19 protein-coding genes are annotated in these 21,472 nt (G+C 43.9%); 6 read left to right on the top strand and 13 right to left on the bottom strand.

Features of this window, described 5'->3' with window-relative positions; all coding sequences use genetic code 11:
* Positions 1-27 precede the first annotated feature (27 nt).
* The 8 genes from DD616_RS11045 to DD616_RS11010 are packed head-to-tail and all read right to left on the bottom strand — an operon-like array spanning position 28 to position 7,734.
* Positions 28-546: a chemotaxis protein CheD gene (locus DD616_RS11045; protein WP_013856765.1), complete on the bottom strand. Its 519-nt coding sequence runs from the start codon at positions 544-546 to the stop codon at positions 28-30.
* Complete coding sequence (locus DD616_RS11040) at positions 546-1,424, bottom strand: CheR family methyltransferase (protein ID WP_208872296.1); 879 nt, start codon at positions 1,422-1,424, stop codon at positions 546-548. The genes DD616_RS11045 and DD616_RS11040 overlap by 1 nt, the downstream gene beginning before the upstream one ends.
* On the bottom strand, positions 1,408-1,956 hold the full coding sequence (locus DD616_RS11035; RefSeq protein WP_228209078.1) for a chemotaxis protein CheW: 549 nt from the start codon (positions 1,954-1,956) through the stop codon (positions 1,408-1,410). Before DD616_RS11035 ends, DD616_RS11040 begins: the two co-directional genes overlap by 17 nt.
* A 15-nt stretch (positions 1,957-1,971) precedes the next feature.
* Positions 1,972-3,591, bottom strand: coding sequence for a methyl-accepting chemotaxis protein (locus DD616_RS11030; protein WP_013856762.1), 1,620 nt, complete (start codon positions 3,589-3,591; stop codon positions 1,972-1,974).
* A gap of 35 nt (positions 3,592-3,626) precedes the next feature.
* A complete protein-coding gene (locus DD616_RS11025; protein ID WP_208872295.1) occupies positions 3,627-5,798 on the bottom strand; it encodes a chemotaxis protein CheA in 2,172 nt (723 codons plus the stop codon).
* Positions 5,799-5,839: 41 nt separating this feature from the next.
* A complete protein-coding gene (locus DD616_RS11020; protein ID WP_208872294.1) occupies positions 5,840-6,151 on the bottom strand; it encodes an STAS domain-containing protein in 312 nt (103 codons plus the stop codon).
* 9 nt (positions 6,152-6,160) lie between these two features.
* Positions 6,161-6,544, bottom strand: coding sequence for a response regulator (locus tag DD616_RS11015; RefSeq protein ID WP_013856759.1), 384 nt, complete (start codon positions 6,542-6,544; stop codon positions 6,161-6,163).
* A gap of 17 nt (positions 6,545-6,561) precedes the next feature.
* Positions 6,562-7,734: a methyl-accepting chemotaxis protein gene (locus DD616_RS11010; protein WP_013856758.1), complete on the bottom strand. Its 1,173-nt coding sequence runs from the start codon at positions 7,732-7,734 to the stop codon at positions 6,562-6,564.
* Positions 7,735-8,166: 432 nt separating this feature from the next.
* Between DD616_RS11010 and DD616_RS11005 the strand changes: the two genes are divergently transcribed.
* The 4 genes from DD616_RS11005 (at position 8,167) to DD616_RS10990 (ending at position 13,987) form a co-directional block, all read left to right on the top strand.
* Positions 8,167-9,621, top strand: a complete 1,455-nt coding sequence (locus tag DD616_RS11005) for an HD domain-containing phosphohydrolase (protein WP_208872293.1) — start codon at positions 8,167-8,169, stop codon at positions 9,619-9,621.
* A 291-nt stretch (positions 9,622-9,912) separates the two neighbouring features.
* Positions 9,913-11,103: an amino acid aminotransferase gene (locus tag DD616_RS11000; RefSeq protein ID WP_139152123.1), complete on the top strand. Its 1,191-nt coding sequence runs from the start codon at positions 9,913-9,915 to the stop codon at positions 11,101-11,103.
* Between the two features lie 269 nt (positions 11,104-11,372).
* Positions 11,373-13,262, top strand: coding sequence for a putative nucleotidyltransferase substrate binding domain-containing protein (locus tag DD616_RS10995; protein ID WP_208872292.1), 1,890 nt, complete (start codon positions 11,373-11,375; stop codon positions 13,260-13,262).
* 5 nt (positions 13,263-13,267) lie between these two features.
* The gene (locus DD616_RS10990) at positions 13,268-13,987 is read left to right on the top strand and encodes a 3'-5' exonuclease (protein WP_069571721.1); all 720 of its coding nucleotides are present in this window, start codon (positions 13,268-13,270) and stop codon (positions 13,985-13,987) included.
* A gap of 124 nt (positions 13,988-14,111) precedes the next feature.
* Here the strand turns inward: DD616_RS10990 and DD616_RS10985 are convergent, their stop codons facing one another.
* Positions 14,112-15,995, bottom strand: a complete 1,884-nt coding sequence (locus tag DD616_RS10985; RefSeq protein ID WP_208872291.1) for a methyl-accepting chemotaxis protein — start codon at positions 15,993-15,995, stop codon at positions 14,112-14,114.
* Positions 15,996-16,228: 233 nt separating this feature from the next.
* Positions 16,229-17,806 (bottom strand): BCCT family transporter, encoded by a 1,578-nt coding sequence (locus DD616_RS10980; RefSeq protein WP_013856751.1) that lies wholly within the window; start codon positions 17,804-17,806, stop codon positions 16,229-16,231.
* Between the two features lie 393 nt (positions 17,807-18,199).
* Between DD616_RS10980 and DD616_RS10975 the strand changes: the two genes are divergently transcribed.
* Positions 18,200-18,676: a MarR family winged helix-turn-helix transcriptional regulator gene (locus DD616_RS10975; protein ID WP_010320725.1), complete on the top strand. Its 477-nt coding sequence runs from the start codon at positions 18,200-18,202 to the stop codon at positions 18,674-18,676.
* 78 nt (positions 18,677-18,754) lie between these two features.
* Here DD616_RS10975 and DD616_RS10970 read toward each other — a convergent pair whose 3' ends face one another.
* Positions 18,755-19,144: a hypothetical protein gene (locus DD616_RS10970; RefSeq protein WP_026027541.1), complete on the bottom strand. Its 390-nt coding sequence runs from the start codon at positions 19,142-19,144 to the stop codon at positions 18,755-18,757.
* Between the two features lie 199 nt (positions 19,145-19,343).
* Between DD616_RS10970 and DD616_RS10965 the strand changes: the two genes are divergently transcribed.
* The gene (locus DD616_RS10965; protein ID WP_208872290.1) at positions 19,344-20,009 is read left to right on the top strand and encodes a DUF2982 domain-containing protein; all 666 of its coding nucleotides are present in this window, start codon (positions 19,344-19,346) and stop codon (positions 20,007-20,009) included.
* A gap of 47 nt (positions 20,010-20,056) precedes the next feature.
* Here the strand turns inward: DD616_RS10965 and DD616_RS10960 are convergent, their stop codons facing one another.
* Positions 20,057-20,713, bottom strand: a complete 657-nt coding sequence (locus tag DD616_RS10960) for an MBL fold metallo-hydrolase (RefSeq protein WP_013856747.1) — start codon at positions 20,711-20,713, stop codon at positions 20,057-20,059.
* A gap of 75 nt (positions 20,714-20,788) precedes the next feature.
* On the bottom strand, positions 20,789-21,331 hold the full coding sequence (mepK, locus tag DD616_RS10955) for a peptidoglycan L,D-endopeptidase MepK (protein ID WP_208872289.1): 543 nt from the start codon (positions 21,329-21,331) through the stop codon (positions 20,789-20,791).
* Positions 21,332-21,472: the final 141 nt, after the last annotated feature.

Below are 21,472 nucleotides of genomic sequence, written 5' to 3'. Positions count from 1 at the left end.
CTCTATAAGTCGACACTCAATGGCTGATTAATAAGCTACCTCTCTTGCAGAAGATCGCCCATATTGAACCCAAACATCACCATTTTGGACATCAAAAAATACTTTACGATAACGCTTTCCACCCACATCATTGCGGCTTACTTGAAAACCGTGCTCTTTCAGTAACTGCATACCCAGTCGCACATTTTGTTGTGCAACATTTATCGAAGCGACTTTGCTGTAGTGACCTGCAAACATAGTGCTACCTCCAAATACTTTAACAACACATTCCTTAGGATTGATTTGATGTCGTCGACACTGAAGGGAAAAGTACGCCACAACATCGCTAGCATAATAGCCTTCAGGTTGTTTGGCCTCTTCACCTAGGGCGGATCGCTGGCTCAACAGATAATGGCACATACCCACTAACTGCGTTTTTGGATGCCATAACGTAATGGCAACGCACGAACCCAGCAGCGTATGAATCCAACCTCTGTGATGACCAAAGAATATCTCGCCAGGCATCAAGTTCAGAGCCTCTGTTTTAGGTAAAAATTCGTTCGCCATTAATCACAAATCCCTCGTTTTTGATAGATAGACGGCTGCAGTAATTGCAAGTCATCGCAGTTGAGTCCGTTTAATGTTTCAGAGTGGCCTATTAATAAAATACCGCCACTTTTTAATCGGTTCGTAACGTTACTGATGACTCTTTGTTTGGTATTTTGATCAAAATAAATCATAACATTACGTAAAAAAATAAGATCAAAGTGACCAAGTTCATCCAACTGATTTTGTAAGTTCGCTAATCCGAATTTTACTTTTTTCCTTAATGAATTAACGATTTTCAATGTGTCATGCTTGGTATCGATGCCTTTTCGGCAATACGTTTTGAGATAGGCTTTCGGTATATGTTCATGGCGTAGCATCGGATAAATACCTTGTGATGCAATTTGCAACACTTGACTATTGATATCGGTACCAACTATTTGCCATTCTCCTTGGTAACGGCTGTCTAATAACATTGCCAGAGAATAAGCCTCTTCACCTGTCGAGCTTGCTGCGCTCCAGCAACGGATCTGTTTTTTACCCCATACAGTGAAGAGATGGTGCTGGATATAAGCAAAATGGGCCTCTTCTCTGAAAAAGTACGTTTCATTGGTGGTCAGCAAATTGATGGCTCGTTGCTGTTCAAGTTTGCGTACTTGCTGATCGCTAAATTTCGTCAAATACTCAAAATACTCCCGATATGAACTTATACCGAGCTCTCTTAAGCGCCCGCTTAAACGCCCAACCACCAACGCTTTCTTACTGGGTGTTAGTGCGATACCTGCAGATTGATATATCCAGCCACGATACAACTCAAAGTCTGCATCACTGATGATGGACATTTGCTCCATGGCTGAATTCCCAAGTTGCTGAGATTTGTGCTTAACTTGCAAGTTCATTCTGCTCTTTGACCTGTTCCATCATGGCCAACTCTTCAACAGATAGGACTTTATCCTCCGCTAAAATAATGACAAACTCTTCATCGAATTGAGCCATACCACAAATAAATTCGGTCCGGATCTTGGTACCAAAATTAGGGGCAGGCCTCATAAACTTACTTGATATTTCAATGACTTCAGAAACACTGTCAACCATAACACCTAGGTCTTGACGCTGTTCTTCATTCGTCACTTCGATAATGACAACACAAGTCTTTTTATTCACTTCTTGCGGTTTAAGATAAAAACGCCGAGCTAGGTTGACGACAGGTACCACTTCACCACGCAAGTTAATAATGCCTTGAATGTAGTCAGGCATCATTGGCACCTGAGTTACTTTGCCATACTCTAATATTTCCTTAACATGCAAAATCGCAAAGGCGTACATTTCACCATTGAGCTGAAATGTTAAGTACTGTTGATCTTGTGCTAATTCTGTATTGGACTTAGCCAATATCATCGAGTTAGCCTCAACCGGGATAAGATTAGCCACATTCACCTCCAGCCACTAAAAGCGCACATACTCAGGTTCATCGTCCATAGAGACAAACTCAACATCCTTTTTCTGTTTAGGACGTTGCTGCTCGTGGTGAACTGAAGATTTATTTGCTGCTTCACGGCGATTATTTTCTGTTTTGAAGAAGGTCATTAGTTGCTGGAGCTGCTGTGCTTGGCTGCTCATCTCTTCAGAGGTCGACGCAAGCTCTTCTGATGCGGAAGCACTTTGTTGCGTAATACTGTTGAGCTGTTCCATCGCTTGGTTAATTTGTGTTGCTCCGGTTGCTTGTTCCATTGAAGCTGCGTTGATCTCTTGTACTAAATCGGATGTTCTTTGAATAGAAGGCACCATTTCATCCAGCAGTTTTCCGGCTTGTTCCGCTAAACCAACGCTATTTTTAGCAACCTCACCAATTTCTTGAGAAGCAACCTGACTGCGCTCTGCCAATTTTCGGACTTCGGCAGCCACCACTGCAAAACCTTTACCATGCTCGCCAGCTCTAGCAGCTTCGATTGCGGCGTTGAGCGCAAGTAAGTTAGTTTGATAAGCGATATCATCAATAATACCAATTTTCTCAGCTATCGATTTCATCGCTAACACAGTTTTAGCTACCGCTTCTCCACCTTCTTTCGCTTCTTTAGCCGCTTTGCCTGCCATGCTATCGGTCACTTTCGCATTTTCAGTGTTTTGCGCGATTGAGGCTGACATCTGCTCTACCGACGAGGTAGTCTGTTCAACACTGGCCGCTTGTTCGCTCGCACCTTGACTTAAGTTCTGAGCGGTAGCTGAAACTTCTTCGGATGCCGAAGCCAATGCATTACTTGAGCTATTCACTTCACCTACGATGTCTGACAACTTGGCCACCATTTTTTGCATGGCTTCAAGCAAGCGACCCAATTCATCGCCTGACGTCGCTTCAATTTTACCTGTTAAATCACCCACAGCGAGTCGGTTAGCCAGCGACACTGCTTGCTCTAAAGGATTACAGATCCCGCGGATCAAGGTAACCGCAAATCCAATACCAAACAGTAGCCCCAATATAATTGATCCAATAGCTATCATTTGTAGGTTGTCATAAAGCTCAACCTCATGGTTATAAACATTCTGCGCTTCATTAGATTGCAGCTGAATTAATGCATTTACTGTTTTTTCAACGGGTGCATAGAGTGGGCGTACTTTATCAACCGCAAGGCGAGTCGCTTCATCAATGTCTAAACGTCGCAAAGCATCAATGGTGGGCTGTAGAGCTTGCTCAACAAAGACTTTATTTTGTTCTTCAAATTGTGTTGCTAATTCAGCCTCCTCCTTGGTTAATTTAGTTAACTTGTATTTGCCCCATTTGTCATCAATCACTTTGAGGTGGTTCTCAACCGTCTCAATCTGAGCACGAATAATATCCGCTTCTGGGTACAGTTGTGAGAAAGCCAGCGCTATACGATTGCTCAGAAGACGAGATTTAATGTCACCGATAGACAGTGCTGGTACGGTTCGGTCATAGTAGACCGTTTCTAGCCCATGCAGTGTTCTTTGCATGCCATAAAGCCCGAGTGATCCGACCACAATGAGTAACAAACTTAAGATGCCAACTAGCATACTTAGTTTGAATTTAACTGAAATATTTTTAAACATAGCCTATTCCTTTCTGACGATGTAATTGAGCCAAGTTAGTGCATTGCCAATAAGCGATGCTTCGACTCTTCCTTCATAATATGTTGCGATAAACTGGCGATATCTAAGATAAGAGCAATATCCCCGCTGCCCAAAATAGTCGAACCGCTGATTCCTTTAACCCGTGAAAAAATCGGCCCAAGTGGCTTAATTACGGTTTGTAATTCCCCCAACAAATTATCCACGATCAAACCAGCACTTTGCCCCGCACTACTGACCACCACCACATTTTGGCGTTTTGAGCGACGCGCAGTGAGGTTAAATTGCACTCTTAAATCAATTAAAGGCAGCACTTGTCCCCTGAGATTAATATAAGGTTTGCCTTGGCCATCTTTGAGCCACTGGTCATCAAGTTCGACGCATTCTTGAACGGCATCCAATGGCACAACGAAGGTTTCGCTACTCACTTCAATTAGGAAACCATCAATGATCGCGAGTGTGAGCGGCAATACAATGCGGATAGTTGTTCCTCGATTAAGTAGGCTGTGAATCTCTACTCGACCTCGCAAATCAGTAATATTTCGCTTCACTACGTCCATACCGACACCGCGTCCTGAAATATTGGAAACCTGCTGGGCCGTTGAAAAGCCGGGCTCAAAAATGAGCTGAAAAATCTCGTCATCGCTCACGAGTTGGTTTTCATCAAGTAGCCCTTTTTCAATCGCTTTTGCGCGCAATTTTTCGCTGTTGAGCCCTTTTCCGTCATCGCTCACATCGATCACTATATTGCCTGAGTCATGGTAAGCATTGAGCGTGATGGTGCCGTGAGAAGGTTTACCATTTGCGACACGCTCTTCCTCTGTTTCAATGCCGTGGTCAATCGCATTGCGCACTAAATGCATTAAAGGATCGCCAATTTTTTCAATCACTGATTTATCTAATTCGGTATCCGCACCGGTAATCGTAAGATGGATACTTTTGTTTAGCTCCTTCGCCATATCACGAACAACGCGTTGAAAACGGGCAAATGTCGCACCGATAGCCACCATTCTAAGCTGTAGTGCCGCGTCTCTGACTTCTTCGAGAAGGCCATTGAGCCGTGCAACAGATTCAATCATTACATTTTCGCCAATTAGCTCCGCCTGTAATGCACTGCCGGCACCTGCGGTGACCAATTCCCCGACTAAATTAATTAAGGTATCTAACTTTTCAGCATCCACTCGCAAGCTTTTTTGCTCTTTGGTTAGCGCCTCTCGGGCTTTACTTTGTTTATCGACCGCCGCATTGAGTACGGGTGCTAATTGAGCATCAGCCTGAGTGATAATTTCGCCTATGGGTATCGCGTCCGAACTCGCTTCTCGCCGCTCACTTTGTTGCTGCAATGCACGCTTCAATTCAGTCTCAGTGAGCGCGCCACAACGAACTAATATTTCGCCAATTCTATAATTTTCATCGGGCATTGATTGAATGTGATCAATGAAGTCACCCACTTTGGCACTGGGTGGAAAGATGCGAACGTCACCTTCTTCACGAATGAATTCAAACACGTCTTCGATTTGTTGTTTAGATGCCGGCGAATAGAAACGCAGTTCAAAACCCAAATAACAACATTCCGGATCAAAGTTGTGCCAATCAGGTAATTTTCGGTCGACAGCCTCGATATAAATAACCTCTCCCAGCGTAGTTAAATAAGAAAGAAAAGAGAGCGGATCCATACCATCTTGGAATGCATGAAGCGGGAAAGTTAAAGAGATATGCCAGCAGAAATTATCGAGTGCGGTGTGATCAGGTTCAGATTCCGTGGTTGGTGAATGACTTTCTGGTTCAGATTGACCTAAAAACTCAGACAATCGGGCCCCTAAGCGCTGTCCGGTAACGTCATCTTCTGATGACTCTTGCCCCGTTTGAGCATCATCAATCAAGCTCACCATGTGATCGCGGCACTCAAGCAACAAGGAAATATGCTTTTCATGCAACTTAAGTTGTTCTGAGCGCAATAAATCAAGCAAGCTTTCTACTTTATGAGTAAAACGAACGATCTCATTTAAGTTAAATATCCCTGCTGAGCCTTTTACAGTATGCGCTGCTCGGAAAATTGCGTTTAATCGCTCATTTAAGCCATCAAGATTCCCGCTATCCAGTTCAAGAAGGTCAGATTCCATCCCTTCAAGCAACTCCCTACTCTCATTAAAATAAGTTTGGAGCGCCGCAGCCATCATTTCGTCCATAGTATCTCCCTGGGGCTTCGTCAGTAGCTTGTCACTTTGTCTTATTGTGAACTCGAAAGAACGATAGGGTCATGAAACCATCCCACTAGCCCCAGTTTACCCAGCACATCCACCACAACTTCACTGTGATGAATCAGTTCACATCCCTGTTCTATTCTTGCTTTTTTAAATGCCATCAATACTTGTACGCAACTGCTGTCCAGAGCAGTGACTTGGGAAAGTTCAATGGCGATCTTCTCGCTATGAGACACAAAAGGGGTCAGCTGCTCAAACAAATTTCGAGCCTCATAAATCGTCAGTTCACCGTCAAGTTTTAACATTAATTTCTCATCGGTTTGGTGTGGAGTCAGCATAATCCCCCCTTAGGCTTGGATCAGTTTTGCTACGGCGGCAAGCATCTGTTCAGGTGCAAACGGTTTTACAACCCAAGCTTTCGCACCCGCAGCACGACCCTGTTCTTTCTTCGATGCCTCAGATTCAGTTGTGAGCATAATCACCGGCGTAAATTTTGTGTCTGGCCTTTGCTTCAGCTCTTTAAGTAAGGTAATGCCATCCATATTCGGCATATTTACGTCGCTGATGACCAAATGAACACGATTCCCGGCCAATTTGGATAATGCATCTTTACCATCATGAGCTTCGATCGTCTGATAGCCTGCTCCTTTTAAGGTCATACTCACAACCTGCCGAATTGAAGCCGAATCATCTACAACAAGTACCGTTTTGTTCATCACAGAGTTCCTCATTTATTCATTTACGGTTCTCAAAAGAAAGTAATGTCCGTGCTAGTCACCTTGCTTTTCACCTCAGTAACCTTGCCTTTGTGGCTTTCATGTTGTTCTATCATGGTGTAGTTCTTGGTCATTTTTTCCAGCCATTTTTGCGGGGATAATTCGCCTGCGATCGCATGATTGCTGTCTTGTTTGAGCAGCTCTAATGAGTCACTGAGTTCTTTGAGATTGGTGCTGATTTGCTCTAATATTTGGCTTACTCGGTCTTGAAATTGCAATTTCACAATCACACTACTGATTGTTTCCTTCACCGAAAATGCATCTTCTTTTAACCGCTCAGACTGTTGCTGTAAGGTTTGTGCCATATCTTGGAAGTGGTTAATGACATAATCGATACGCTGCTCGGTTTGTTCCATTTGTTCACTCTCAGCCGCAATAGCCATTTCAGCCGTCTTAAATGTAGTATTAATCGCATCACTGACAACGTTCACTTTCTCCGTCATGCTGCTAGCGATCTCCCTTGAACGCTGTGAAAGGTTACGCACTTCATCGGCCACCACTGCAAAACCTCGACCTGCCTCTCCTGCTCTGGCTGACTCAATGGCAGCATTAAGTGCTAATAAGTTGGTTTTTTCAGCAATGCCCACCACATCGGTTGCCATTTTTTTTAAATCGACTGTGTATTGATCAAGGCTGCGCATTTCATCAAGCATATGCTCTCTTGTCTTTTGGCTTTCTCTAAGCTCATCAACCGCTTTAGAAAGCATGGCTCGACAACGCTCAATTTCGCTCATTAAATTACGCTCATCTTTTAAGGTTGAACCTTGCGAGAAGGAGAGTGCTTGTGAAAGCTGCGTGACAAGATCACCAAATTGCTGGCTCAGTTGAGTAACAGAATCGGTAAGTTGCACATTAGCTAAATCAATATGACGAGACCACACTGGCAGAGATTGAGCAAAGAGAGGCTCTAAAGAATGATATCCATCCAGTTGGATCTCTTGTGTTTGAGAAAGGTGTTCAATCGTCTTTTTTTGAGCTTTGACTTGGGAAATGAAGGATTCGTAATTCCAAATTGCATAGCTAACACTAGCAAAAGTAACAAATAATAGAGCCCAAACACCAAAATGTGTTGGCTGTGGCATAAGAGCAACTATCGACAATAGCACTAAGGGCACGTAAACACGTACCAGCCTAATGAGGAGCATGATTTATTATCCTTTAGCCATAAAACACTGACGAAAGCTATGACGTTATGTAAGAAGTTGTTATGCAACGCCTGGAGCTCATAACTAAAGATAGGAAAGCTTGGAGGAATCTGCAATGTAGTCGGTAGATGTAATTTTACTTTTGTTGTGTTAGGTAATTTTAAACAGTCCACTCTTATCAGTCAGAGTAACGATTGACTTTCGTTAAGTTCGGCTCAGTAACGTCATTGGGCCCTCTCCTCTGTTCTCATAACATGACGCACTGATCGGATCACATGGGCTTCATTTAATTTAGCTATCTTTCCTAGAAATACATCACTAGAATCCATCGCTTTTCTGATCCTCCGCACATCGGTTAATCACGAAAACACAACATCGAACAAATTTAATCACCTAAACTTAAGCATCACATACTGTAATGAAATCAAATTCATGAATAATACCAAGCGAAACAACAGCCAACTCACCGCACTGCTCTACCTCTTAGCTGCGCTGCTATTTGCCACCTATGGCGGACGAATCTGTCCGATGTTGTCCAGTTTAAGCGCATTAGAAATCACAGCCCATGTGACGATTAGTGTATTTTGTGCATGGGTAATGCGTCGATATCTCTTTATTCACCACCAGTGGGCAAAAACAGAACAGTATGCGAAGCTCGATAGTGTTTTGTTTTTTCTTGTCAGTATTCCACTCGCTCTTTATTACAATCAGCACTATCAATTCACTATCGATAGCAATGTAAAAATTCTATTTGGTTTAACACTGTTTGGTTTCTTTACCGGAAGCTTATTACAACTCATCGCTAAACGAGCTCAATATCGCCAGCACGCAGTACAATTGAATCGTCAACAACTCCAAGGTGAAAGGCATTCGATTGTTAAGCAGATGATCGGGTTAATGATGCTGATGATCATCACTCTGACAGCCACACTCACCATGGTCGCGGTGAAAGATCTTTTTTGGCTTGAACATAACCCTGCCAGTTTAATCAATGGACATGGCAAGATAAGTATTATTAAAGAGTTTATTTATGTTTCTTTGGTTTTGGGCGGTTATGTAATCGCTATCCTCTGGCAGTGGGGAAAGCTGATGAAGCAAATATTGCACGCTCAAGAGCATTCGCTATGCCGAGTGACTCAAGGTGATATAGCACAACGCTTACCGATTTTTGAAAATAACGAGTTAGGCTCTGTGGCTTGGTTGACCAATCAAATGTTGGATAGCCTACAAAACTCACAGGATGAAGTAAAAACCACGCGTGATGTCGCCATCGTCAGCCTAGCCGCTTTAGCTGAATCTCGCGATAATGAAACTGGCGCTCATATTTTACGTACTCAAGAATATGTCAAAGTACTCGCGCAATATCTAAGCCAAAAACCGAAATATCAGCCTTTATTAACGCCCACTTATATTGATTTACTCTACAAATCAGCCCCATTACACGACGTTGGCAAAGTCGGTATCCCTGATGCCGTCCTACTGAAACCCGGCAAGCTCACCGATGATGAGTTCATTATTATGAAGGGGCACCCTGAGATCGGCGCACAAGCGCTGTCGATTGCCGAGCAGCACCTTGGCACAAGTTCCTTTTTAGCAATCGCGAAAGAAATCGCCCTCACTCACCATGAAAAATGGGATGGCTCGGGCTATCCAAAACAACTCAAAGGGGAAGAGATTCCACTCTCAGGCCGTTTAATGGCACTGGCTGATGTATATGATGCGCTCATCTCAAAGCGTGTTTACAAACCCGCGTTTTCTCATGATGAAGCAAAAACCATCATTCTACAGGGCGAAGCGACACATTTTGACCCACAAGTCGTAGAGGCTTTTTTGAGTGTTGAACAACAATTTGTCGCCATTGCCGCTCGCCATCAGGATAAACATTAATCTCTTATTACAGTAACTCCTCCGCTCAATGGCAAAATATCGTATTTGATGATGAATTTTGCCGTTGAGCTGACTACTTCTCAAAGTAAAACCTATTTAATCTCCCCGCCTGAAAACGGTGGATGATAGAGTTTTTTTAAAAAAATCGCCTTTTTGTTCATGATTCTTAGCCAACACAAATTATTTTCAGTTTTTCTGTTTTGTGTGTTGTAACGGATATTTCATAAAGGTATAAATACCTTAATTTTATGTTTCTAAAATCCCTTCTAACACTTTACATGGATGATGATTATGTTTGAAAAAGTTGTCGCAGCTCCGGCTGACCCTATTCTTGGTTTAACCGAAGAGTTTAAAAAAGATCCTCGCACTGAAAAAATTAACCTCGGTGTTGGTATCTACAAAAATGAAGCAGGTGAAACACCTGTTCTTGCGACAGTAAAGAAAGCGGAAGCGGCGTTGCTTGAGTCTGAAAAGACCAAATCTTATCTCACCATTGAAGGTACTGCTGAATATGGGCTCGCGGTACAAAAACTCCTGTTTGGCGATGAATCTGAGATTGTGACGCAAAAGCTCGCAAAAACGGCGCAAGCGCCGGGTGGTACTGGTGCACTGCGTGTAGCTGGTGAATTTATTAAGCGTCAAATCGGCGACGTGAAAGTGTGGATCAGCAACCCAACATGGGCAAACCATCACGGTGTTTTTAATGCGGCTGGTTTAGAAACCACGCAGTATTCGTACTACAATGCCGAAACGAAAGATAAAGATTTCGCAGCGATGCTTACCGATCTTGAGCAAGCTCAAGCGGGTGATATTGTTCTTCTACACGGGTGCTGCCACAACCCAACTGGCATTGATCCAACCGATAAAGAGTGGGAAACGTTAGCAAAATTAGTCGCTGATAAAGGGCTTCTTCCTCTGTTTGACTTTGCTTATCAAGGTTTTGCGAAAGGTGTTGAAGAAGACGCACAAGGCCTACGTACTTTTGCGAAATACAATAAAGAGATCTTAGTGGCAAGCTCATTCTCTAAAAACTTCGGTTTGTACAATGAGCGCGTGGGTGCGTTTACTATCGTTGCTGGCTCAACAGATGTCGCTGAAACAGCCTTCTCACAAATCAAAGCGATCATTCGTTCTATTTATTCAAACCCACCAGCGCACGGTGCTGCGGTCGTTACTTATATCCTCAACAACGCCGAACTGCGCGCAGAATGGGAAAACGAAGTGACGGAAATGCGTGAACGTATTCAAGAGATGCGTGAGCTGTTTGTTACCACCCTAAAAGCCGAAGGTGTGAAGGCTGATTTTAGCTTTATTGAACGTCAAAATGGCATGTTCTCTTTTTCTGGTTTGAACAAGGAACAAGTTGCTCGTCTGAAAGATGAATTGGCAATTTACATCGTCGGTTCCGGCCGTATCAGTGTGGCAGGCATGACGAAATCGAATATGGGCCCACTGTGCAGAGGTATTGCAGCGGTTCTATAATCGATAATGATAAGAAATAGACAACAATAGCCGCCACTTGTCGGCTATTTTTTTATCTTCAATTCACTGAAATGGCACTTGATTCACATCGAAGCGCGTACACTTTCCCCTCTTGCCTGCAAAGCACGTTCTTTTCATGTACTATAACTCTCTGAATCCTATGTCCAATGCCACCGATCTAACCGGATCCCTTTGACAAGTTACATCGTTTAGCTGGCTCACGACGTCAGAATCCCACAATATGAACTCCGAAACACAAGGAAGCCTCCATGGAAGCAGAATTAATTGAAATCAAGAACTTCCTTGCTCAGTATCCACCGTTCAATGAACTACCTGAAAAAACACTGATCGAAGTGACGCAGAGCGTAGAAATCTCCTATTTTCGACAAGGTACACCCATCATTCATTTTGGTGATCATATCCAGGACTTGTATTTGATCCGCAGCGGCGTCGTCGAGGTGTACCGTCGCAAAGGCGAATTATACAACCGCCTAACCGAAGGCGGTTTATTTGGTCAAATGGGGCTATTGACGAATAACCGTGTTCGTTTTCCGGTCACAGCGATTGAAGATACGCTGGTTTATTGTATTCCAGAGGCAAGGTTTCAGGATTTATATGACAACTATGATTCCTTTGCTGATTTCGTTGAAGTGCAAGATAACGCGCGCCTTCGCCAAGCCGTGCTGAATAAAACAGAGCAGAATGATCTCACCACCTCGAAAGTGCGAACCTTACTCAGCCGAGAAGCCCCTTTCGTTTACAAAACAGAAACCATTCAACATGCGGCGATCAAGATGGCGGAAGAGAGTATCTCTTCACTGCTGGTGATTGACCCTGATATTTTGCAAGAGAGTGACGACGATAACAGCCCGGTAATCGGCATCCTGACTGACCGAGATCTCTGCACGCGTGTATTAGCCGTTGGCATCGATCCTAATCACCTCGTCACGGAAGTGATGACAACGGAGGTTATCTCATTAGATCATAATGCTTATGTCTATGAGGCCATGCTGAAAATGCTTCGGTACAATGTTCATCATCTTCCTATACTCAAAGAAAAAAAGCCGATCGGTATCATTGAAGCAACCGACATTGTTCGCTACGAATCACAAAACTCATTGCTGCTCGTCAGTCGCATCTTCCAGCAACAAAGCGTTGAAGAGTTAGCCACACTGTCGCACCAAGTCAAAGACAGTTTTGTTCGTTTAGTCAATGAAGATGCAAACTCACATATGATCGGCACGGCGATGTCAGTGATTGGCCGTAGCTTTAAACAAAGAATCATTGAACTTGCCGAAGAATTACTAGGCTCGCCGCCTATTCCATACTGCTTTTTAGCCTTGGGTTCTATGGGCCGTGATGAACAGTTAATTGTCACGGACCAAGATAACGCTTTAATTTTGGACGATAGCTATGAAGAAACACAGCATGGTGCTTATTTCGAAGCGTTCGCCAAATTTGTCTGCGACAGCTTAGATCAATGCGGTTACAGCTACTGTACGGGGGACATTATGGCCAGCAACCCGATGTGGCGTATGACTCGTAAAGAATGGGAAGCCTGCTTTGCCGATTGGATAGATAACCCTAACCCTAAGGCGCTATTGAATGCATCCATCTTTTTTGACTTATACGGAGTGTGTGGCAGGACCAAATGGGCAGAACAACTGAATGGGTTTATTGTACGGCGAGCACGCAAAAATAATCGGTTTCTTGCATGCCTTGCACGAAATGCACTGAACCGCACGCCACCATTGGGGTTTTTCAAAGACTTTGTGATGGAAAAAGATGGACGACACAATAACACCATCAATTTAAAACGTCGCGGCACTGCACCGTTAGCGGATTTAATCCGTGTGCATGCATTGGCTGTCGGTTCACGCTCTACCAACTCGTTTGAACGTTTAGATGACATCATTGAAGCCGGAATTCTACCCAAAGGACGGGCGCAAGATCTGCGTGATGCAATGGAGTTTATCGCTATGGTACGCATTCGCCACCAAGCGGCTGACGTTGAACAAGAAATAGAGCCAGATAACAATATCGAGCCAGAAAACCTATCCGATTTTGAAAGACGCAACTTAAAAGATGCGTTTCAAATCCTAAGCAATGCGCAAAATTTCTTGAAATTCCGTTATCAAGCCAGCAATAACTTTAAGTGAGAGTGATGATTAAACAATGGTTTCAAAAACCGAGCATCGATTGGGTAGCAAAATATGCCAATAAGCAGTCGTTGGTTAACCATCCGTTACTCAAAGATTTTTATTCAAGGCCGATTGCTAAGGGTAGCACGCCAATCGATGAAATAGAGTTTGTCGCTTTAGATTTGGAAACAACGGGTTTAAGTGCGCAGCATGATGACATTATCACCATTGGCTTGGTGCCTTTTACCTTAAACCGTATCTATCTCAACCGCTCTAAACATTGGATAGTTCGGCCACGCCAAGCGTTAAAAGAGGATTCGGTGGTTATCCATGGCATCACACACAACGATATTTTAGATGCGCCAGATTTGGCAGAAGTGCAGGAGTCGATACTGAAGGCCTTATCTGGAAAAATTGTTGTGGTTCATTACCGTCATATTGAACGTAGCTTTCTCAATCAAGCATTAAAAGTGCGATTGGGTGAAGGCATTGAGTTCCCTGTGATCGATACTTTGCAATTGGAAACGGAAATTCAACAACGGTTGCATGGAGGTTTATGGAACCAGTTAAAAGGGCAAAAACCACAATCAGTGCGTTTAGGGCAAGCGCGAGCGCGTTATGGGCTACCAGCGTACACTCCACACCACGCTTTAGTTGATGCCATTGCCACCGCGGAATTATTCCAAGCACAAATCGCTCATCATTTTGATCGGCAGCAAAGTGTCCGAACGTTGTGGCTATAACTTTTTGATTATCCTTTAAAGGGATTCTTTCAAGGTTTAGTACCGTGATCGACACGAGCAAAAAAAGAGGAACCCATGTTAGGTTCCTCTTTTTTAATCACATCTCGGCTTTTACGCTTAGAACTTACAGCTTAAAGCGACGAATTTCATTTTCTAACTGATGCGAAAGCTCAGAAAGTTGTGATGCTTGTGCTGCTGCTTCATGCGCTTCTTGTGCAAGATCGTTAGACACATCGCGGATCCCTTCCGTGTTGCGAGTAATTTCCGACGTCACAGAAGCTTGCTCTTCAGCGGCCGAGGCAATTTGCGTCGCCATGTCACTGATGCGCTCAACTGAATTATGAATTTGCATCAAACTTGCTGCAGCGGCGTTCGCATCATCTACGCTGGTTCCAGCAAGCATACGGCTATCACCCATAATGCCAACCGCTTTACCCGTCGTTGATTGCAACGTTTCGATCATCTGCTGAATTTCTTTTGTCGAAGCATGTGTACGTTGACTAAGCACACGAACTTCATCGGCAACCACCGCAAAGCCACGACCTTGCTCACCAGCACGTGCCGCTTCAATCGCCGCATTCAATGCTAGCAGGTTAGTTTGCTCTGCTATGTTTTGAATAGTCGCCAGAATCGTATTGATGTGTTTACCGTGTGCTTCCAGCTCAAGGATAACATCAGTGGCCACTTGAACTTCTTGAGCCAGATTTTGAATCGAACCTTGTGTTTGTGAAACTTGATTCGAGCCATGTACGCAAGCCGTTACCGCCTCACCAGAGTTTTGAGCGGTATGATCTGCGTTACCGGCAATCTCTTGTGTAGCTGCGGCCATTTCATTGATGGCCGTAGCCACCATATTAATTTCATCTTGTTGTAAACGGATACGCGCACTACGCTCTTTGGCTTGAGCGGCCGTCTGTTTTGACTGTTCAGACAACGCAGCAGAAACAAAGCTGAGTTTAGAAACCATAGTGTGCATGTTACCGACAAAGATATTGAAGTTTTGTGCTAATTGCCCAACTTCATCATCACTTCTTGGTTCAAGACGTTGAGTTAAATCACCGTCTCCGGAAGCAATTTCCTCTAATGCTTTGGATACTCGGCTAAGATCTCTAAACAAAAAGCTCACTAACCAAGAGACGATTACAATCACAGCAATAGTAATCACAAGCGCAGTCACAATCAGGCCGGTAAGCAAAGATGTATGCGCTGCTTCTTCCGTTGCACGATCCATTTGGATAGCGAAAATCCAATCGGTTTGCGGCACTTTGGCGAAGTAAAATAGCTTATCAACACCTTGTAATGACGCGTCTTCAACGGTACCTGAAGCCACTGCTTGCTCTATCATGTTCATCGTCAACGTCTTCGACAATGACGACACTGGTTTTAATAAGAAATTTTTATCTGGATGCGCTAAAAAGGTTCCATCTTGCGCATCAATTAACATCGCGTAGGCGTTTTTGCCCGCATCTAAACTGATGACATCTTGGATGAGCTGATCGATTAACACATCGGCACCAACGACGCCGACAAATTGCCCATTGCGACGCACAGGCTCTGCAATTGTCACCAACAGTGCATTGGTGATCGCGTCTTTATAAGCGGTGGTGATAATTTGTTTATTCGCTGAAACGGCATCTTTATACCAAGGGCGTTGGCGAGGATCATAGTCAGCACGGTTACGCTCAGGGTGTGAACGATACATCTCACCTTGCGGTGTACCAAAGAAAATATCATCAAAGCCACCCGCTTTGCGAGCTTGCTGTAAGAAAGGGACGACATCATCTTGAGCGGTGTAGTCATTAAAAGCGGTTGAGATCTCTTTACGGACCACAATCCAGTCCGAAATGCCTTTCGCAGCGGCAGCTGACAAGCTTTCTGCCCGCGAATATACGCCATTTCGAGTTTGTTCAAAGAGTTGATCAGCGGCTAGCCAAGTCAACGCGCTCGCCATAACGACGACGGCAGAAAGACTGGCACCGATTAGCTTTTGCTTTAGGGTCAATTTCATTGGGTTACAAAATGTATGAAGCGGAAAAGGTGGCGAATATTAACCAGATTTCGCATAAGTTGCACTAATTATGTATCTATTTTTGACACAATATAACCTTTTGCTTTTACTAAAGTTATTAATTAATGTTGTCATGACGACTGTCAAAAAAACAGCAAAAAGGCGACTAAAAGTCGCCTTGATGATTGAACGTCCATACCCTTCCCACTTAAAGCAGCCTGGGTATATCTGAATTAGTGCTTAGATAATTCGGTTCGCATACCTAACAGTAGGCTCACACACATCAATAGTAAGACGATGGTAAATGGCAGCGCCGTTGATATTGCCGCAGCCTGCAACGCTTCAATAGCATTGGTGCCACCAATCCATAACAAGGCTACGGCGATAGCGCCTTCCATCAACGCCCAGAAAATACGCTGTAGGACAGGGGCATCCACTTTGCCTCCAGCAGTAATACTATCAATAACCAGTGACCCTGAATCTGATGAGGTAATAAAAAATACCAACACTAACACAACCGCAATCACTGAAAGTAAGGTGCCATAAGGCAGCGCATCAAACATTTGGAACATCGCCAGTGGCACTTCGGTCAAACCATTCGCGCCTAATTGGCCAACATTGTTGATGACTTGATCAATCGCCAAACCACCAAATACAGACATCCAAATCAAGGTAACAGCAGTAGGTACTAATAATACGGCGGTGAGGAACTCGCGGATAGTACGGCCTTTTGATACTCGCGCAATGAACATTCCAACAAATGGTGACCATGAAATCCACCAAGCCCAATAGAACACTGTCCAACCTTGGAACCAAGCCTCATCAGTTCGACCGTGCGGGTTACTGAGTGGGATGATATTTTCAATATACGCCATTAATGTGGTTGGAATGGATGAAAAGGTTACGGTATAGCCAATCAGTGCAACCAAAATCAGCAGCAAGAACGCAACGATCATATTGATGTTACTGATGACTTTGACACCACCATCAATACCACGCACCACGGAGACCACCGCTAATAAAGTAACGACGGTAATCACGACAATTTGTAAGCCCATTCCGGCATCAATGCCAAACACATGATGGATACCACTAGCCGCTTGTTGCGCACCCAGCCCTAATGACGTTGCTAAGCCAAATAATGTTGCTAATACAGCCAGAATATCAATGATATGCCCTGCCCAGCCCCAAGCACGATCGCCAAGCAACGGGTAAAAAATAGAGCGAATAGAAAGCGGAAGCCCTTTGTTGTAAGTAAAGAACGCCAGGGAAAGCGCTACCACACCGTAAATGGCCCAAGGGTGTAGACCCCAATGGTACATGGTTGCACCTAATGCTAGTTTAGCCGCTTCGGGTGTGTTAGCTGCAACACCTAAGGGTGTCTCATACCAACCAGTAAAATACGCCACAGGTTCAGCGACACTCCAGAACATGAGACCAATACCCATCCCTGCGGCAAACAGCATAGAGAGCCAAGAAATAAAAGAGTAGTCTGCTGTCGCCTCTTGGCCACCTAAACGTATTTTACCAAAGGGAGAAACAATCAAGCCTAAGCAAAACAGCACAAAAAGATTACCCGACCAAATAAACAGCCAGTCAAAAGTGCCAATAATTTTCCATTTAACGCCATCAAGCACGCTCTTCGCAACCTCAGGATCAACGACTAAAGCGGCGACTAAAAATAGCGCAATAAATCCGGCGCTAAAGCCAAACACTGGGTTATGAACATCAAACCCCCACTTTTGCACGTTATCTTGCCCGACGGTGTAGTCAGTACTGTCGATACTGTACTTATCAATACCTTTTGTCATTTTACCTCTCTAGAAATCTAGACATGATTTTTCAGTTGAGATTAATAACCATGAGAACGAAACAATTTTAAGACAAAAACCAAAAATAACTTCGTACTCATAGCAATTTATTTTTTCAATATGCTGAATACCCTACCAAAATCACAGAAAAAATCCACTAAAAAGCAACATAAAATGCCATATAAGGCAAAAAACAAGGCTTAATGGTTAAACTTAAACCAATTTAGGGTAAAAATCGAAAACAAAAACATTCGAGCACTAATCATTTTACATCTCAACTTATACACTCATCATCTTAGACCAAAACAAAAGAGGTCGAATGCTACTTTTCAAGTGAAAAGAACTGCGCTATGGTCCCCGCTTATTAATAACTTTCTTTTTGGGACAATGAGTTTGGAAAAACATGAAGAAGTTTTGATCTCAATTCGACAAATTATTCGCGCAATTGATCTGCACTCTAAAAAACTGAATAGAGATGCTGGACTTACTGGTCCCCAGCTTATTTTAATGCGTTCAATTCAAACCCTTGGTGAGGTGACTATCCGCACATTGTCGGATCATACGAACATGAGCCAGGCCACTGCCACCACCATTTTGGATAGATTAGAGCGCAACGGATACGTACAGCGAATTCGCAGCAATACCGATAAACGAAAAGTGCACGCCCATTTAACGGACGAAGGTAAGAAGCTGCTAGAAAAGGCACCGCAACCATTGCAAGAAAGCTTTGTCGAACAATTTAGGCAGCTTCAAGAGTGGGAGCAAAGCTTGTTGCTCTCATCAGTACAACGTTTATCTTCTATGATGAATGCCGAAAACATCGATGTCGCACCGATGCTCGAAATTGGCTCTATTACCAAAGAAGAGTAGCTTTGATTGCATTTTAAAATTTGATCGTAAAAAAGCCTCGGGGCTACCGAGGCTAATTCATTCACAACGAACAGCAGATTAAATGGCTTTATAGATAACTTTGTTGCCTGCTAACTGCTCTTTCACTACCAGATTTTCTTCTACTAGTTTCTTGAGTGCGCCAGTGGCCCAAGCGGCAGCTTTCGCATCTTCTTGACCAGCACTTAAGCCGATCGATTTAGGATTCATACCTTCTGCGTGGTTAGCGACGATATCTAAAACCTGTTGCTGTTTTGGCGTTAACGCAACATCCACTTTTTTAGAGTTCGCCGCAGCTTTCTCCACAACTACTTTTGTTGCAGCGGTTTTTGCTACGGTCGATTGCGCTGTTACAGGCTTTGCTGATTGAGAGGCGATCAAGTTTGCAACAGTCGCTTTAATACGCTTTTGCAATTTTGCCTGCACCTTACGCTTATGAGCAAGTCTCATCGAATATTTCTCCATTTCACTGCGTTTCAAGCAGTGGTGAAAATTTGAAGCGCGTTTTATATCAAAAATCGTCCTCGATTTGTAGGGCATAGCACAGATTGAGGGGCAAAAACGCATTTTGATGCGGTAACTGACTACAATTTATACAGGTCGCAACAGCCAACAACGATGCTGTAGCTCGAAGGAGTTTCACTGTTTTATGCACACCCAACATTTGTCTAATACGCGCTTTTCTTTGCAATCACCTATGGTGAAATGGATAAATACGACTTGTATCATCGCTTCAATTTGCATTGTCATATTCTCATCCAACATTATTCATGCGCTGCTGTTAGTAAGTGCACTGGCAGTGACTCTAATCACCTTCTATTTTTTGATTTTGAAAGGAAAAGTTAGCTACACCCTAACCGCTACCCATTTTCAGCAGCATCTCTTTAAAGGAGGTTGGGTCGTAAAATGGAACAATATTAGCCGCATTGGGGTATGCAGTTATGAATATCATGGTTGGCACCAACCTTTGCCTTGGATTGGGATCAAACTGAAGGATTATTCACTTTACCTTGAGAGTGTGTGTCCTAGAATCGCTAGTGAGATCTTGCTCAGCCAGCGCGCGCTGCTCTACTTAGGAGCAAAACAACAGCGCAAAGAGACTCAATTTGAAGACTTGGTACTCGACAACGCACCTTACACTGCGCCAAACGGTAATTACTATCATGGTCTTATGGCAATGTTAGCCAATCGGATGCGCTATCAACGGCAATTTTTTGATTATGATATTTTTATCTCAGCGCACGATCTGGATCGTGACGCCGAGGCGTTTGTGGGGCTGATTCGGCGCTACCTCGCGGCGGCCGAACCAGACTAAGACATGGTTTAATGGGCGCAGAAGGAACACTCTGAGCCTAATCAAGATCAATACAGGGGCATTTCATCTGCGACATAAGGGTTATTGGCACGTTCACGGCCAAAAGTCGATTGCGGACCATGGCCGGGCACAAACGTCACATCGTTGCCAAGTGGCCATAGCTTAGTTTTGATCGAGTGAATCAGGGTATTGAAATCACCTTGCGGGAAATCCGTACGGCCGATACTACCGTTAAACAATACATCACCAACAAACGCCAATTTCGCTTGCTGGCTAAACAGCACCACGTGACCGGGCGTGTGGCCGGGCGTGTGCAATACTTGTAGAGTTTGAAGGCCAAACTTCACTTCATCACCGTCATTAAGCCATTGGGTAGGTTCAAAGGCTTCCGTCAGTGGAAAACCAAACATTTTGCTTTGACCTTCGAGGCCTTGTAGCCAGAAGTTGTCCGCTTTATGTGGTCCAATAATATCGACGCCGCCCAACTGCTGCGCCAGCGGTTCGGTTCCACCGACATGATCTAAATGACCATGAGTAAGAACCAAACTGACCACTTTTACCCCGAGTTCATTGATCAACATCACGAGCTGTTTCACATCACCGCCAGGGTCAACCACGATCCCTTCCATGGTGTCATCACACCAAACGATAGAGCAGTTTTGAGAGAAGGAAGTGACGGGCACCACTTGATACTTTAACGACATACTAAAACCTTGTTCGAATTCGCAGTTGGCCGAACTATGACATTGACACTTTCATTTGACAAGTCACGAACAGCCTTATGACCAATGACGTATAGGCCCAGTATCAATGTGCACAAAATCACTGCTAGGATAATAACCAACACCGCCAGCGCCCAATTCGATCGCCGCTTCGCGTACTTGACTCAACTGAATACCATCTAACCGAAAATCAATTGCTTGGCCTAGCATATGGAAACTTTTCTTAGCAACCCCAGAGGAGTGAGTGCGCAACCTTTCATTGGTGGCAGGAGATCGATAACCAGAGATGATTTGTACTTCCGCTTGAGTGCCAAGTAGAGATTGAATTTTCGATATTTGGTCAAATAGATTTTTGTCCATTGGATGGACTTCGTTGCGGCGGAAATCACGGCAAATATGGTTGAGCCGATCAAGCTCAGATCGAACATAGCGAACACCGTTGAAATAACAGGTTTCAAGTGTTTCACCGGTATGTAAATTATTCATCGCGAGTATGCGAGAGGTTTCAGGGTACGATGCCAATACTATTTGGGGGGCACACGCCGCTACAACTACACCACTACCAGCCAATTTTATAAAATGACGACGAGAAACTAACAAGGTTGGATACCTTCACAACTGAATTTATTTTCAACAAGCCCGGACACTACCGGACTCCATTGTGAAGATCAAATGCATAAATTGTGCTCGAAATGCTCAAGAGAGAGCTACAGCATCGTTACTCTTTGAACATAAAAGAGA

This window comes from Vibrio anguillarum (assembly GCF_003390515.1).
GTDB classification, from domain to species: Bacteria; Pseudomonadota; Gammaproteobacteria; order Enterobacterales; family Vibrionaceae; genus Vibrio; species Vibrio anguillarum.
This window is presented reverse-complemented; position numbering and strand designations above follow the sequence as displayed.